10 protein-coding genes are annotated in these 14363 nt (G+C 73.9%); 6 read left to right on the plus strand and 4 right to left on the minus strand.

Annotated features, from left to right (window positions below; all coding sequences use genetic code 11):
• Positions 1-83 precede the first annotated feature (83 nt).
• Together ACN261_RS06420 and ACN261_RS06425 are read left to right on the plus strand one after the other, a co-directional pair.
• Positions 84-896 carry a phosphatase PAP2 family protein gene (locus ACN261_RS06420; RefSeq protein WP_425848906.1) on the plus strand — a complete coding sequence of 271 codons (813 nt, stop codon included), beginning with the start codon at positions 84-86 and terminating at the stop codon, positions 894-896.
• Positions 897-905: 9 nt separating this feature from the next.
• Positions 906-2159 carry an APC family permease gene (locus ACN261_RS06425; RefSeq protein ID WP_425848909.1) on the plus strand — a complete coding sequence of 418 codons (1254 nt, stop codon included), beginning with the start codon at positions 906-908 and terminating at the stop codon, positions 2157-2159.
• Here the strand turns inward: ACN261_RS06425 and ACN261_RS06430 are convergent.
• Positions 2139-3932 (minus strand): NAD-binding protein, encoded by a 1794-nt coding sequence (locus ACN261_RS06430; RefSeq protein ID WP_425848911.1) that lies wholly within the window; start codon positions 3930-3932, stop codon positions 2139-2141. The two genes, ACN261_RS06425 and ACN261_RS06430, sit on opposite strands and share 21 nt — an antisense overlap.
• Before the next feature lie 128 nt (positions 3933-4060).
• Here ACN261_RS06430 and ACN261_RS06435 point away from each other — a divergent pair, with 128 nt between their 5' ends.
• Both ACN261_RS06435 and ACN261_RS06440 read left to right on the plus strand, forming a co-directional pair.
• Positions 4061-4585 carry an MSMEG_6728 family protein gene (locus ACN261_RS06435; RefSeq protein ID WP_421484406.1) on the plus strand — a complete coding sequence of 175 codons (525 nt, stop codon included), beginning with the start codon at positions 4061-4063 and terminating at the stop codon, positions 4583-4585.
• Between the two features lie 58 nt (positions 4586-4643).
• A complete protein-coding gene (locus ACN261_RS06440; RefSeq protein ID WP_421484407.1) occupies positions 4644-6170 on the plus strand; it encodes a hydroxysqualene dehydroxylase in 1527 nt (508 codons plus the stop codon).
• A 48-nt stretch (positions 6171-6218) separates the two neighbouring features.
• Here ACN261_RS06440 and adhE read toward each other — a convergent pair whose 3' ends face one another.
• Positions 6219-8792: a bifunctional acetaldehyde-CoA/alcohol dehydrogenase gene (gene adhE, locus ACN261_RS06445; RefSeq protein WP_425848914.1), complete on the minus strand. Its 2574-nt coding sequence runs from the start codon at positions 8790-8792 to the stop codon at positions 6219-6221.
• Between the two features lie 221 nt (positions 8793-9013).
• Between adhE and ACN261_RS06450 the strand changes: the two genes are divergently transcribed.
• Positions 9014-9982 carry a hypothetical protein gene (locus ACN261_RS06450; RefSeq protein WP_425848917.1) on the plus strand — a complete coding sequence of 323 codons (969 nt, stop codon included), beginning with the start codon at positions 9014-9016 and terminating at the stop codon, positions 9980-9982.
• A gap of 385 nt (positions 9983-10367) precedes the next feature.
• Positions 10368-10811, plus strand: a complete 444-nt coding sequence (locus tag ACN261_RS06455; RefSeq protein ID WP_425848919.1) for an HNH endonuclease — start codon at positions 10368-10370, stop codon at positions 10809-10811.
• Between the two features lie 236 nt (positions 10812-11047).
• Here the strand turns inward: ACN261_RS06455 and ACN261_RS06460 are convergent, their stop codons facing one another.
• Together ACN261_RS06460 and ACN261_RS06465 are read right to left on the minus strand one after the other, a co-directional pair.
• A complete protein-coding gene (locus tag ACN261_RS06460; RefSeq protein ID WP_421484410.1) occupies positions 11048-11812 on the minus strand; it encodes an enoyl-CoA hydratase/isomerase family protein in 765 nt (254 codons plus the stop codon).
• A 105-nt stretch (positions 11813-11917) separates the two neighbouring features.
• On the minus strand, positions 11918-14305 hold the full coding sequence (locus ACN261_RS06465) for a M4 family metallopeptidase (RefSeq protein ID WP_421484411.1): 2388 nt from the start codon (positions 14303-14305) through the stop codon (positions 11918-11920).
• Between the last annotated feature and the right edge of the window lie 58 nt (positions 14306-14363).

The following is a 14363-nucleotide window of genomic DNA, read 5'->3' on the forward strand; positions in this document are numbered from 1 at the left end:
CCGACGCTTCCCTTCGTGGTTCGGCACACATCGACCCGGGCCATGCCACCACGGCCCACCGGGGCGGCCGGTAGCGTGATCGCGTGCGGGAGCGAACCACGACGGTACGCGGCGGGGTACGGCTCAGACCGGTCCGCCCGGCCGGCTGGTGGTACGACCTGCTGCTGCTCACCGCCCTGGTCGCGCTGACCGGGGCGCTCGCCACCGGCCACCTGTTCGGCGTCGACCGGGCGGTCGCCGACTGGGCCGGGGCGCACCGGCCGACCGCCGCCTACTGGGTCGCCCGGGTGCTCAACCTGCTGGGCCAGGGCACCCCGTTGACGCTGTTGGCCGCCGCCCTGGGGGTGCTGCTGGCCGTCCGGCTGCGCTCGGTGCGCCCGGTGCTGCCCCCGGTGGTCGCCTTCGTGCTCACCCTGCTGACCATCGGCCCGCTGAAGGTGTGGACGGCCCGCCCGGCCCCGAGCGCCAGCGTCAAGGAGCCGTTCCTGCCCCCGGAGCAGACCCTGCCGCTGTTCCAGCACGACCTGCCGGTCCGCTACGCCCAGTCGTACCCGTCGGGGCACGTGGCCAACGCGATCGTCTGGTACGGCGTGCTCGCCCTGCTGCTCGTGCCGCTGCTGCGTACCGTCGGCCGGCGGATGCCACCCCGGCTGGCCACGGCCGTGCGGGTGGTGCCGCCGCTGGTGGTCCTGTGCACCACCACCTACCTGGGCTGGCACTGGCTGACCGACTCGGTGGCCGGGCTGCTGCTGGGGCTGCTGCTGGACCGGCTGCTGCGCCGGATCCCCTGGGACGACCTGCCGCTACCGACCCGGCTGCGCGGCCGGGACCGCCCGTTCACCGCCGACCCGGGCCGGTCGCCCGATGGGGGCCGCCCGTTCACCTCCGCCCCGTAACCTGCCGGGGTGGATCGACTGCGGCGGCGGTTGGGCGTACCCGATGCGGTGGTCGTCGGGTTGGGGGCGATGCTCGGCGCGGGCGTGTTCGTGGTCTTCGCCCCGGCTGCCGCAGCGGCCGGGGGCACCGGGCTGCTGGTGGCGCTGGCGCTGGCCGGGTTCGTCGCCTACTGCAACGCGACCAGTTCGGCCCGGCTGGCCGCCCGCTACCCGGAATCCGGGGGCACGTACGTCTACGGCCGGGAACGCCTCGGCCCGTTCACCGGGTTCCTCGCCGGCTGGGGTTTCGTGGTCGGCAAGACGGCGAGCTGCGCGGCGATGGCACTGACCATCGGGGCGTACCTGTGGCCGGGGCAGGCCCGGCTGGTCGCGGTCGGCGCGGTGCTCGCGGTGACCGGGGTGAACCTGCGCGGCGTCACCCGTACGGTCGCCGCCACGAAGGTGCTGGTGGTCGTGGTGCTGGCGGTGCTGGCCCTGGTCGCGGTGACCGGCCTGACCGCCGGGGAGGTGCGGCTCGACCGGCTCGCCGGGGGCGGCGGTACGGCCCGGGGCGTGCTGACCGCCGCCGGGCTGCTCTTCTTCGCCTTCGCCGGGTACGCCCGGATCGCCACCCTCGGCGAGGAGGTCCGCGACCCGGCCCGCACGATCCCCCGGGCGGTGCCGCTGGCCCTCGGGGTGGTGCTGGCGGTCTACCTGCTCCTCGCGGTGGTCGCCGTCGGCGTGCTCGGCCCCGACCGGCTGGCCGACTCCGTCGCGCCCCTGGCCGACGTGGTGACCGTCGCGGGGCTGCCCGGCCTGGCCTGGGTGGTCCGGGCCGGGGCGACGGTGGCGGTGACCGGGGTGCTGCTCTCCCTGCTCGCCGGGGTGGGCCGCACCCTGCTGGCGATGGCCCGCCGCCGGGACGTGCCGGGGGCGCTGGCCGCCGTGCACCCGGTGCACCGGGTCCCGCACCGCGCGGAGCTGACCGTGGCCGCAGTGGTGGTCGCGGTGGTGGCGCTCGGCGACGTCCGGGGCGCGATCGGCTTCTCCAGCTGCACGGTGCTGGTCTACTACGCGATCACCAACGCCGCCGCGTGGACCCTGGGCCCGGACCCGACCCGACGGCTGCCCACCCGGGCGCTCGCCGCGCTGGGGCTGGCCGGCTGCCTGCTGCTCGCGGTCAACCTGCCGGCCGCCAGCGTCCTCGCCGGTTTCGGGGTGCTCGCCCTCGGCGCGCTCTGGTACGCCGTCCGATCCCGCTGGTCACTCCTGCGGGTCACGTGAGGCCGGCACCCCGGCGGGCGGCGGCGGAGCCGGGGGCGGGGGCGGGGTGGTCTCGCGGAGCAGGGCGCCCAGCCCGGCCCGCCGGGCCACCACGGTCAGCCGGTCCCCCGCCGAGATCACCATCCGGGGGTCGGCCCGCCAGTCGGTCTTGTGGCCGGGCCGGGAGTGGGCCAGCAGGCGCACCTCGCCGGGGCGGGCCACCGCGCCGAGCGGGCGACCGTCCAGGGCGGCACCGGCCGCCACCGGCACCTCGACCACCAGCAGGGCGTGCCGGTCGACCGGGATGGTGGCGATGACCGCCCGGTCCAGCAGGGCGGCGGCGAAGGACGGGGCGGCCAGGTAGGACACGCTGCGCGAGATGCCGATGCCGAACGCCCGCTGGATGCGTTCGGCGAAGTCGCCGTCGAAGAGCCGCAGCACCACCCGCAGCTCCGGGTTGAGCGCCCGGCCGTTCAGCGCGGCCCGCAGGTTGACCCCGTCGTCGGTGGAGACCACCACCAGCGCCTGGCAGTGTTCCACCGAGGCCGAACGCAGCGTCTCCTCCCGGGCCGCGTCCCCGACGATCAGCGGTACGCCCAGCCGCCGGGCCAGCGCCGCGCCGCGCGCCTCCGCGCTGCGGTCGATCGCCACCACCTCGACGCCGAAGTCGTGCAGTTGGGCCATCACCCGGGTGCCGATGTTGCCCAGCCCGACGACCACCACGTGCCCGGTGCGTCCGGGCTGGATGCGCCCGGCGTGCAGGGCCAGCCGGGCGTTGACGATGCCGTCGACCACCACGGCGGTGATCAGCGGGATCAGCGCCAGCCCGGCCAGGTTGAGCACCACCTGCATGATCTGGGCGGCGGCCGGCTTGTTGACGTCCGGGTCCTGGCCGCTGAGCGTGGTGACCAGGGTCAGGTAGAGCGCCTCCGTCCAGCTCACCGCGACCGCACGGGCGTTGAGCCAGCCGAGCAGGGCGATCACCCCGAGCAGGGTCAGCACCGCGATACCGATCTTGCGGGTGGCGAAGCTGCGGACCGCCCGCAGCAGCACCGCCAGGGGTCGCCGGCGACGCCGTGCCCGGACCAGCCGGCGGGCCGCCAGCTCGGTGCCGGCGGGCTGGCCGGTCGCCTCGGCGAGCACCACGTCGGCGGCCTGCTCGTCGGCGGGCAGCACCCGGACCAGGTCCGGATCGGTGGTGACGGCCAGCCCGCAGACCACGTCGGCGGGGCGGACGTCGGCGCGGCGGGCCACGTAGAGGGTGCGACCGCCGTGCCGGAAGTGGGTCGGTGCCACCTCGCCGAGGGCGGCGGCGACGAACGCCGGGGCGGCCATCGAGGCGTCGGAGAGGACCGCCGAGTCGGGGAAGAGCTGCCGCAGGCCGTTGGCGAGGCTGGTGTTGAACATCCGGACCACCAGGCGCAGCCGGGGTTCGACCTCCTGCGCGCAGAGCGCGGCGTGCATGTTGCCCACGTCGTCCTGGTGCAGCAGGGCCAGCCCGTCCGCCCCGGCCAGACCGGCCCGACGGAAGGTGTCCTCGTCGAGCCGGTCGGCCCGGACCACCTGGACCCCGTCGACGTCCCGCCCGTCGGGGCCCTCGGAGCGGCGGCGTTCCGGCACCACCAGGGTGATCCGGACCCGGCCGTGGGGCAGGTCGGTGCCCAGGAGCGCCCGCACCACCCAGTACGCCAGCGGGTCGTTGCCGCAGACCACGTAGTGCGGGCGGGGGTCGCCGTTCATCCGTAACCGCCAGCCGGTCGCGCGCCGGGCCCGGTCCCGCAGGGGTTCGGCCATGCCCGGATGGTAGCCAGCCGGTCGCCGGGGACGCAGCCCTGGTGAGCGCACCGGACAGAGCCGGTTGGTCGGGCAGGCATGGCGGCCGGGCAGGCATGGCGGGCGTGGCGGCGGGTAGAGCAGCGGGCGTGCAGACGTTCCTGCCGTACCCGGACTTCCTGGCCAGCGCGCGGACCCTCGACCAGCGGCGGCTGGGCAAGCAGCGGGTGGAGGCGCTCCAGGTGCTGCGCGGGCTGACCCGGCCGGGGTACGGCTGGCGCAACCACCCGGCGGTGCGGATGTGGGCCGGCTACGAGGAGGCGTTGACCCGGTACGGGCTGGACGTGTGCGCGGTCTGGTCGGCGGCGGGCCGGGCGGACACCTGCGCGTCGACCCTGGTCACCGACCTGACCGCCGCCCGGGGCCACGGCCGGGTCCGCAGCCAGACCGAGCTGGCCGCCGTCGGTGAGCTGCCACCCTGGCTGGGCCGCGAGGACCTGCACCGTAGCCACCGGTCGGCGCTGCTGCGCAAGGACCCGGAGCACTACCGCCCGCAGTTCGGCGACGTGCCGTCCGATCTGGAGTACGTCTGGCCGCCGTCCGACCGTCCCCCGCTCGCCGCCGGGCGGCCGAACCCCGCCGACGACTCCGGTGGCGGCACCGCACCGGTCTGACCGGGCCGGATCGCGCCTGGTCGGGCAGACTGGGGGTCCCTCGGGTCGGAAGGTGCACATGGCGCTGTCGCAGAAGCTGGGTCGGCTCATCGGCGTACACGAGCACGTGGTGGACCCGGGCGGGGGTGGCGGCCCCCGGGTGACCCGGCCGACCACGGCCGTGGTGGTGGGCGGCGGGATCGCCGGCATGTCGGCGGCGGTGGTGCTCGCCGAACGCGGGGTGGACGTCACCGTGCTGGAGGCCGCGCCGACCCTGGGCGGGCGGCTCGGCGCGTGGCCGGAGGCACTCGCCGACGGCAGCCAGGTCAACGAGCACGGCTTCCACGCGTTCTTCAGGCAGTACTACAACTGGCGGTCGGTCCTGCGGCGGGTCGACCCGACGCTCGGTTTCCTCAAGCCGATCCCCGGCTATCCGATCCTGTCCGCGCAGTGGCCCACCGAGGAGTTCGGCAGGCTGCCCCCGGCCCCGCCGGTCAACCTGCTGGCGCTCCTGCTGCGCAGCCCCAGCCTGCGCCTGGCCGACCTGCGCACGATGGACCGGGACGCCGCGCTGCCGCTGCTCAGCTACGACCCGGTGCGCACCTACGCCGAGTTCGACGACACCACCGCCGACGCGCTGCTCGCCTCGCTGAAGCTGCCGGACCGGGCGCGGGCGATGCTGTTCGAGGTCTTCTCGCACTCGTTCTTCAACCACGAGACCGAGATGTCGGCCGCCGAGATGATCGCCCAGTTCCACTTCTATCTGCTGGGCAACCCGGAGGGGTTGGCGTTCGACTGCCCCGACGAGGACTACGCCACGGCGATCTGGCAGCCACTGACCCGGTACGTGGAGAAGCACGGCGGCCGGGTGCGCACCGGGGCCGCCGTCACCCGGCTGGACCGGGAGCCGGACGGTTGGCGGGTGACCACCGCCGACGGCACGGTCCACCCCGCCGGGCAGGTGGTGCTGGCCGTCGACCCGCCCGCGTTGGCGGCCCTGGTCGACGCCTCCCCCGGCCTGGTCGCGATGGCGCCCGAGCTGGTGGCGCGGATGCCCGCGTTCGGTCGGCCCGGCCCGCCGTACGCGGTGGCGCGGTACTGGCTCGACGGGGACGTCCGGGCCGACCGGGCGGTGTTCAGCGGGGTGTCCCGCCAGCCCACCCTGGACTCGGTGACCCTCTACCACCGGCTGGAGAACGAGTCCCGTCGGTGGGCGCAACGCACCGGCGGCGCGGTGGTGGAGCTGCACGCGTACGCCTGCGACGAGGGGGTGCCGGCCGGGGAGCTGGCCGAACGGATGCGCACCGAACTGGTCACGCTCTGGCCTGAGGTCGCCGGGCTGGGGGTGCGGGAGCTGCGCGCCCGGGTCGAGGCGCAGGCCCCGGCGTTCACCCCGGGCAGCCACGCCGGCCGGCCCGGGGTACGCACCGACGCCGAGGGCCTCTACCTGGCCGGGGACGGCATCGGCACCGACTTCCCCAGCGCGTTGATGGAGCGGTCGGCGGCGACCGGGATCATCGCCGCCAACCACATCCTGCGTGCCGCGGGGGCGGCCACCGAGCCGGTCCGCTCGATCCGCCCCCGGGGGCTGCTCGCCGGGAAGTGAACCGCCCGGGGTGCCCGCCCGACCGGTGGGGCCGGGCGGGCCGGCCGGTCAGCGCGCGGTGCCGTGGTAGGCGTCCCGCATGAGCTGTTGCATGTCGTCGAGCATCGGCATCCGGGGGTTCGCCGGGGCGCACTGGTCCTCGTAGGCGTTGAGGGCCTGCTGCGGCAGTGCCGCCTCGAACGCCGCCCGGTCGACGCCGATCGCGGCGAACGACGGTTCGATGCCGACCGCGTCGCGCAGCCGTTCCACCGCCTCGGCCAGCGACGCCACCCCTTCCGCCGGGGTGCCCGCCGGCAGGCCGAGCTGGGCGGCGATCTCGGCGAACCGTTCCGGGGCCCGGTAGCTCTCGTAGCGCGGCCAGCCCGACAGCTTCGCCGGGACGGTGCCGTTGTAGCGGATCACGTGCGGCAGCAGCACCGCGTTGGTGCGGCCGTGGGCGATGTGGAACGTCGCGCCGAGGGTGTGCGACATGGCGTGCACGATGCCGAGGAAGGCGCTGCCGAACGCCATCCCGGCGATGGTGCCCGCGTTGTGCATCCGTTCCCGCGCCTCGGGGTCGGCGTCGACCACCGCCCGTTCCAGGTTGCCGAAGATCAGCCGGATGGCGTGCAGGGCCAGCCCGTCGGTGAAGTCGTTCGCGTACACCGACACGTACGCCTCGATGGCGTGGGTGAGGGCGTCGAAGCCGCTGTCGGCGGCGATGGTCGCCGGCATGCTGGCGGTCAGCACCGGGTCGACGATCGCCACGGTCGGGGTGAGCGCGTAGTCGGCCAGCGGGTACTTCTTGCCGGTCCGGTGGTCGGTGATCACCGCGAACGGGGTGACCTCGGCGCCCGTGCCCGACGTGGTCGGCACGCAGACCAGCCGGGCCAGCGCGCCGAGGGTGGGGAAGGTGAAGGCGCGCTTACGGATGTCGAAGAACTTCTCCCGCATGTCGTCGAAGACCACGTCCGGGTGCTCGTAGCGCAGCCACATCACCTTGGCGGCGTCCATCGCCGAGCCGCCGCCGAGCGCGACGATGGTGTCCGGCCGGAAGGCCCGCATCAGCGCGGCCCCCCGGTCGACGGTGTCGACGCTCGGCTCGGGCTCCACGTCGTCGATGATCTGCAGGGCGATCCGCTCGGGGCGGCGTTGCAGCACCCGGTTGATCCGGTCGACGAAGCCGAGCCGGGTCATGGTGGCGTCGGTGACCACGGTGACCCGGTGCACGTCGGGCATCTCGGCCAGGTAGCGGATCGCGTTCGCCTCGAAGAAGATCTTCGACGGGACCTTGAACCACTGCATGTTGTTGTTCCGCCGGCCGATCCGCTTGATGTTGAGCAGGTTCACCGCCGAGACGTTGTCCGACACCGAGGTACGCCCGTAGCTGCCGCAGCCCAGCGTCAGCGACGGCAGGAACGCGTTGTACATGTCGCCGATGCCGCCCTGCGAGGCAGGCGAGTTCCAGATGATCCGGACCGCCTTGACCCGGCGGCCGAACTCCTCCACCAGGTCCTCGTCGGCGGTGTGGATGACCGCGCTGTGCCCGAGCCCGTGGAACTCCACCATCTGCTCGGCGTACCGCAGGCCCTGCTCGCGGCTGTCGGCGCGCAGCACGGCCAGCACCGGGCAGAGCTTCTCCCGGGTCAGCGGCTCGTCGGGGCCGACCCGGTCGACCGCGACCAGGATGATCGAGGTGTCGGGGGCGACGGTGATCCCGGCGGCGTCGGCGATCCAGGCGGCGGTCCGGCCGACCACGTCGGGATTGAGCTTGCCGGCGGGGAAGAGCAGCGCCTCCAGCTTGGCCTTCTCCGCCGGGGTCGCCAGGTGGGCGTGCAGGGTGCGGAACTCCGCGATGGCGGCGTCGTGGATCGCCGCGTCGAGGATGACGGCCTGCTCGGAGGCGCAGATCATGCCGTTGTCGAAGGACTTGGACAGCACGACGTCGTTGACCGCGCGCTTGAGCTTGGCGGTCGCCTCGATCCAGGCCGGCACGTTGCCCGCGCCCACGCCGAGCGCCGGCTTGCCCGCCGAGTACGCGGCCCGGACCATGGCGTTGCCGCCGGTGGCGAGGATGGTGGCGACGCCGGGGTGGCGCATCAGCGCGGTGGTCGCCTCGACCGACGGCTCCTCGATCCACTGTATGCAGTGCTCCGGGGCCCCGGCGGCGACGGCCGCGTCGCGTACCGTGCGGGCGGCCTCGACGCTGCACCGCTGCGCCGCCGGGTGGAAGGCGAAGATGATCGGGTTGCGGGTCTTGAGCGCCAGCAGCGCCTTGAAGATGGTGGTCGAGGTGGGGTTGGTGACCGGGGTGATCCCGGCGACCACGCCCACCGGGTCGGCGATCTCGACGATGCCGCTGATCTCGTCCCGGGCGATCACCCCGACGGTACGGGTCTTCGCCATGCTGTGCGTGACGTGCTCGCAGGCGAAGATGTTCTTCACCGCCTTGTCCTCGAACACCCCCCGACCGGTCTCCGCGACGGCGAGCTGGGCGAGGGCGGCGTGCCGGTCCAGCGCGGCCACCGACGCCTTGCGGACGATGTGGTCGATCTGCTCCTGGTCGTACCGGTCGTAGTCGGCCAGGGCCTTGAGGCCGTCGGCGACCAGGGCGTCGATCGTGGTGGCGAGTTCGGTCGACATGCTTTCACCTCGGCGGTTGGCGGCTTCTCGGACACCCTCAGCATTCATCGACGGCCGTCTCGGCGGTGGGGCGCAAGGACCCGTCCGACGGTGGCCAAAGGTCCCGTCGTCGCGCCGTCCCGGGCGTGTCCGGTCAGCCGAAGGTCCCGATGTCGCGCCGGGGCCACGCTGCGTCGCCTACCCGACACCGCGCCCCGCCGGACCCGACCACCATGATTCGCATGACGGGACCGCGAAAGGCCTACACGTTGCTCGCCGTGGCCGCCATCGGGGTGGCGGTGCTGGCCTGGCGGATCGGGGTCGACAAGGCCAACGCCCTGGTGGGCCTGGCCGGCGTCTTCGCCGCGAGCGCGCTCGGGCTGTTGTCCCTGTTCAGCGCGATCGACCCACGGCTGTCCAGGGCGGCGGCGGACGCCGCCGCCCTGCCGGCGGGGGCGACCCCGGCCGCGCCCGACGCACCGGCCCCAGTCGCCGGCACCGGTCCGGGTCCGGGGCTGCGCCGCCGCTGGCGACGCTGGCGGCTGCCGGCCGGGATCGCCGCGCTGCTGCTGGTGATCGTCGGTACGGTGACGGTGCTCTCCTGGCCGACGGACCGCACGCCGGACGCGCGGGGCACCTCCCCCACGGCCTCCGTCGACGCCGCGTCAGCCGACCCCGGCGTCACGTCGACCCCGGACGGGCCGACACCCACCACCGGTCCGTCCGGGGCGACGCCCACCACCACCCCGGCGACCCCGGCCCCGGGTCCGGACGGGCCGACGACCGGCCCCGCGCCGACCACCGCGCCCGGACCGACGCCGACCCGGGGGCCGGCGGGGCCGGACTGGGTGCCGCCGGCGGGTGCACCGCACTGGACCCTGCACGCCGACGACTCGGTCTACTTCCTGCCGAGGCCCCGGGTGGCGAGGGGCACCGGCGCGGGCACCCTGATCTTCCAGGCGCAGCACCACCAGCTCGCCCTCTACGACTGGACCGACGACCCGACCGACCTCAGCTACGAGGGCTGCCGGAACCCGAAGGCGCAGCGGTATCCGAGCATCGACCTCGAACAGCTCGAACCCACCCCGGTCACCTACTGCCAGCCCGATCCGGGCGACCCGACGGTGGTCAACTACGTCCGGATCGACCACAACCGCTACCAGGCGACGCCGGCCTCGGTCGACGTGACCGTCTGGTCGGTCCGCTCGTAACCGGGCCTGCCGGTCCGGCAGCCCTCAAGGGGAGGGCGCGGGCGGCGGGTGGCATCGAAATGCGTTGCCCGCTCGCACCCCCGCGCATAGCGTGATCCACGCACGGTCAACCAGTCGAACCGGGAGCACACCATGACGTCGCCGCAGCTCACCAGCGCGTGGTCGACGCTACCCGTCGGCGGTTGCCGAGCCGAAGATCCCCGCGACGGGAATCCCGACTGACGCGTGTCCGTACGCGCCGGCCGCCCCGTCCCACCCGAGGACCGGGCGGCCTTCGTCGTCCGGGCCGACCGTCGGCGACGGCCCGGTCCGGGGCGCCGCCACTGCGGACCACTGACCCCGCCCGCCGACCCGATCGACCCACCGACCGCGAAGGGAGAGCCCGGTGGACGCCGTCCTCGTCATCAACGCCGACCTCGGCCCGCTGCACCGGGTCACCGTCCAACATGCGATCCGGATGCTGTGCCGTCGGGTCGCCGAGATCCACGAGGCCGAGCCGGACCGGGTGATCGGGGTCTTCCCCGTCCCCCGGGTGGTCCGCCTCGTCCGGTACGTCGTCACCCGCTGGCGGTTCAGCGCCGGCCCGGCCTGGTCCCGGGCGGGGGTGCTGCGCCGCGACGGTGGGCGGTGCGCGTACTGCGGCGGGCCGGCCAGCACCGTCGACCACGTGCTGCCCCGCTCACGCGGCGGTGGCAACACCTGGCGGAACACCACCGCCGCCTGTTACCCGTGCAACCAGCACAAGGGTGACCGGACCCCGGCCGAGGCGGACATGCCGCTGCGGCGGGAGCTGGCGACGCCGAGTTGGGCGAGCCTCGCCGGGCGGTGACCGGACCGGCCGGCGGGCACAGGGGGTCGCGTCGGGGAACGACCCGGTGCGACGCCCGCCGGCCCCACCGCCCACGACGGGCCCCCGGGAACGCAGCCCCGCGCCACGCTCTCCGCCGCAGACCCTCGCCGGCGTGATCGACTCACTTTCGCGGATGTAGTGGCATCCGTCAGCTCCGTTACCACTACATCCACGATCGTGCGCCCACCCCGACGGTGGCAGCCGGGCGGGCCGGGTCAGTGACCGGCGGACGGCGACCAGGGAAAGTCGGGCGGACGGCGTTCGTGGTGCGCGGCGACGCCCTCGCGGGCCTCGCCGCTGTCCCGTGCCTTCCGGTGCCACCAGGCGATCCGGGCCGGGCCGGCCCGGTCGTCGATGATCTCCTTGGCGGCGGCGATGCTGAGCTGGGAGCGGGCCGCGATGGCGGCGGTGATCGCGGTGACCCGGCCGGGCAGGTCGTCGGCCACCTCGTCGGCCAGGCCGACCCGCAGCGCCCGTTCGGCGTCGATCAGCTCGGCGGTGAAGATCAGGAACTTGGCCGTGGACGGGCCGACGAGCCGGGTCAGCCGCCGGGTGGTGGGGGCCGGGTAGACCAGCCCGAGCCGGGCCGGCGGCACCCCGAAGCGGGCGTCCGGGGCGGCGATCCGCAGGTCGCAGGCGACCGCGAGCAGGCAACCACCGCCCACGCAGGGGCCCTGCACCGCCGCGACGGTGGGCTTGGCGAACGCGGCCAACCGTTCCTCGGCGGCGACCGCGTCGCCCACCTCCCCGTTGGCGTCCAGCAGTTCGTCGAGGTCGCCGAGGTCGGCGCCGGCGCAGAACGCCCCGTCGGCGCCGGTGAGCACCAGGGCGCGTACGGCCGGGTCGGCCTCCAGCCCGTCCAGCAGCACGGGCAGCCGTCGCCACATGTCCGGGGTCATCGCGTTGCGCCGGCCGGGGTTACGGATGGTCACCGTCGCCACCGCGCCGGTCACCCCGACGGTCAACTCCGCATCCGACACCGTCGCGCCCCTCTCGTCGTGTCACCGGTGCGGCGACCATAACGGCGCGGGCCCGGCGACCACCCGGGAGGGGTGGCCGCCGGGCCCACCGACGCAGGGGTCAGGTCAGGACACGTCGAGCGCCGTGTCGTCCACCACGAACGACGTCCGCAGCGAGGCGTCCTCGGTGCCGGTGAACTTCAGGGTCACGCTCTGGCCGGCGTACGCGGCCAGCGAGAACGAGCGCTGGGTGTACCCGGTGGCCTTGTTCAGGTTCGAGTAGGTCGCCAGGGTCGCCAGCACGGTGCCGGAGGAGTTGAGCACCTGCACGGTCAGCTTGTCGTACGCGGTCGTGGTGGTGACCTCCCGCGTGTCGATGTGCAGCCAGAAGCTGAAGTTGTACGTCGCGCAGCCGGCCGGCAGGCTCACCGACTGGGAGAGCGTCTCGGTCAGGGTGCCACCGGTGCCGCCCAGCCAGGCGTTCCAGGTGCCGCCGTGGGTGGGCTGGCTGGCACCGTTCTGCCCGATGACGCCCGTGCTCGCCGCCCAGACCGTGTTGCCGGACTCGAAGCCGGGGTTGCCCAGGAGCTGGCCGGCGGTGCAGCTGCCACCGACGCTGCTCACGGTCAGCGCGTAGCTGGCCGAGTGGGCGACCGCACCGGTGCCGGTGACCGTCACCGTGTAGCTGCCGGCCGGGGTGCTGGCCGAGGTGGCGATGGTCAGGGTCGACGCGGCGCCCGAGGTCACCGAGGCGGGGCTGAACGACGCGGTCGCGCCGCTCGGCAGGCCGGACGCGGAGAACGTCACGGTCTGCGCGGTGCCGCTGGTGGTCGCGGTGGCGACGGTGGTGGTGACCGAACCGCCCGCGGTCACCGAACCGGAGGTCGGGGAGAGCGAGACGGAGAAGTCGTTACCGGTGGAGGAGCAGGGGGCGTCGCTGCCGGCCACGTTGACCGCGGTCCACGCCGCCTGGACGGCCTTGTACTCCGTGGAGCAGCTGCCGTACAGGTCGGTCGCCGCCTTCAGGCTGTACGCACGGGCGGTGTTGGCCGGGGTGCTGGTGTTGACGTACGACGTGTTGGAGGTGAAGTACACGTCCAGGGCGCGGAACCAGATCTTCTCGGCCTTCTCCCGGCCGATGCCGGTGACCGCCGGGGCGGAGCCGCAGACCGGCGAGGTGCCGTACGACGTGGCGCCGGTGCCCTCGGCGAGGTTGAAGAAGAAGTGGTTGCCGACACCGGAGGAGTAGTGCACGTCCTTGTTCTTGGTGCTGGTGCTCCAGCACGAGTCGGACGAGCCGTCCAGCGACGGGTTGTACATGTAGCGCAGCGGGGTGCCGTTGCCGTTGATGTTGATCTTCTCGCCGACCTGGTAGTCGCCCGGGTCGCTCGGCGCGGCGGCGTAGAACTCGACCATGTTGCCGAAGATGTCGCTGGTGGACTCGTTGAGGCCGCCCGACTCGCCGGAGTAGACCAGGCCGGAGACGGCCTCGGTGACGCCGTGGCTCATCTCGTGGCCGGCAACGTCGAGGGAGACCAGCGGCCGGGAGTTGCTGGCGCCGTCGCCGTAGGTCATCTGGGAGCCGTCCCAGAAGGCGTTGATGTAGTTGCGGCCGTAGTGCACCCGGCTCGGCACGCCCGCGCCGTTGCCGAAGATGCCGTTGCGGCCGTGCACGTTCTTGAAGTAGTCGAACGTCTTGGCCGCACCGAAGTGGGCGTCGACGGCGGCGGACTGCCGGTTGGCGTTGGTGCCGTCGCCCCAGGCGTTGTCGGCGTCGGTGAACGTGGTGCAGGTGCTGGTGCCGTTGTTCATGTCGCAGGTGCGGCCGTTGCCGTGCGACGGGTCGATCATCTGGTAGGTGCTGCCGGAGAGCGTGGTGTCGATGCTGACCGAGCCGGTGTAGATGCCCTGGCCGCTGCCGACCACCGACTCGATCTCGTCGTGCGCGCCGATGACCCGGCCGGTGACGGCGTCGGTGATCACGTGCAGCTTCGACGGGGTCTGCTGGTCGGCCTTCCAGCCGGACAGCACGGTCTCCCAGGCGAGCCGGCCCTTGCCGGAGGTGGCGTCGACGAAGAGTTCCGGCGCACCCACCTCGGTGATCTTGCCGGAGAACGCCTTGCGGGCCGTCGCGGCGGCCGCCGCCGGGCTGATCTTGGCGGTGGTACCGAGGGTCAGCGGGGCGGCCAGGCCGACGGAGGTGCCGGCGAGGGTGCCGTTGGGCGCGGTGTGGATGACGAAGTCACCGCCGTACACCCGCAGCCCCTGGTAGGTACGGGTGTAGCGGGTGTGCGCCGCGCCGTTGGCATCGACCTTGGTGCGGACCGCCTGGTACGCCTCCGCGCTGGTGCCCTGGACCGCGCCCGGGTTGCTGCGCAGCAGGCTCTCGGCGCGGGCGGCGGGGGCGGCATCGGGGGCGGGGGCGGGGGGAGCCGCGTGCGCTGCGGTGGCGACGCAGGTCAGCATTCCGCTGGTGAGCAGAGCTGCGCTGACGGCGGCGAGGGGTCTTTTCACGTGCCCTCCTGGCAAGGGAAAGATGTGACGGGGGTAGTCACGCATGTAGATATAGCGA

The organism is Micromonospora sp. WMMD723 (genome assembly GCF_049863385.1).
GTDB lineage: Bacteria > Actinomycetota > Actinomycetes > Mycobacteriales > Micromonosporaceae > Micromonospora > Micromonospora wenchangensis.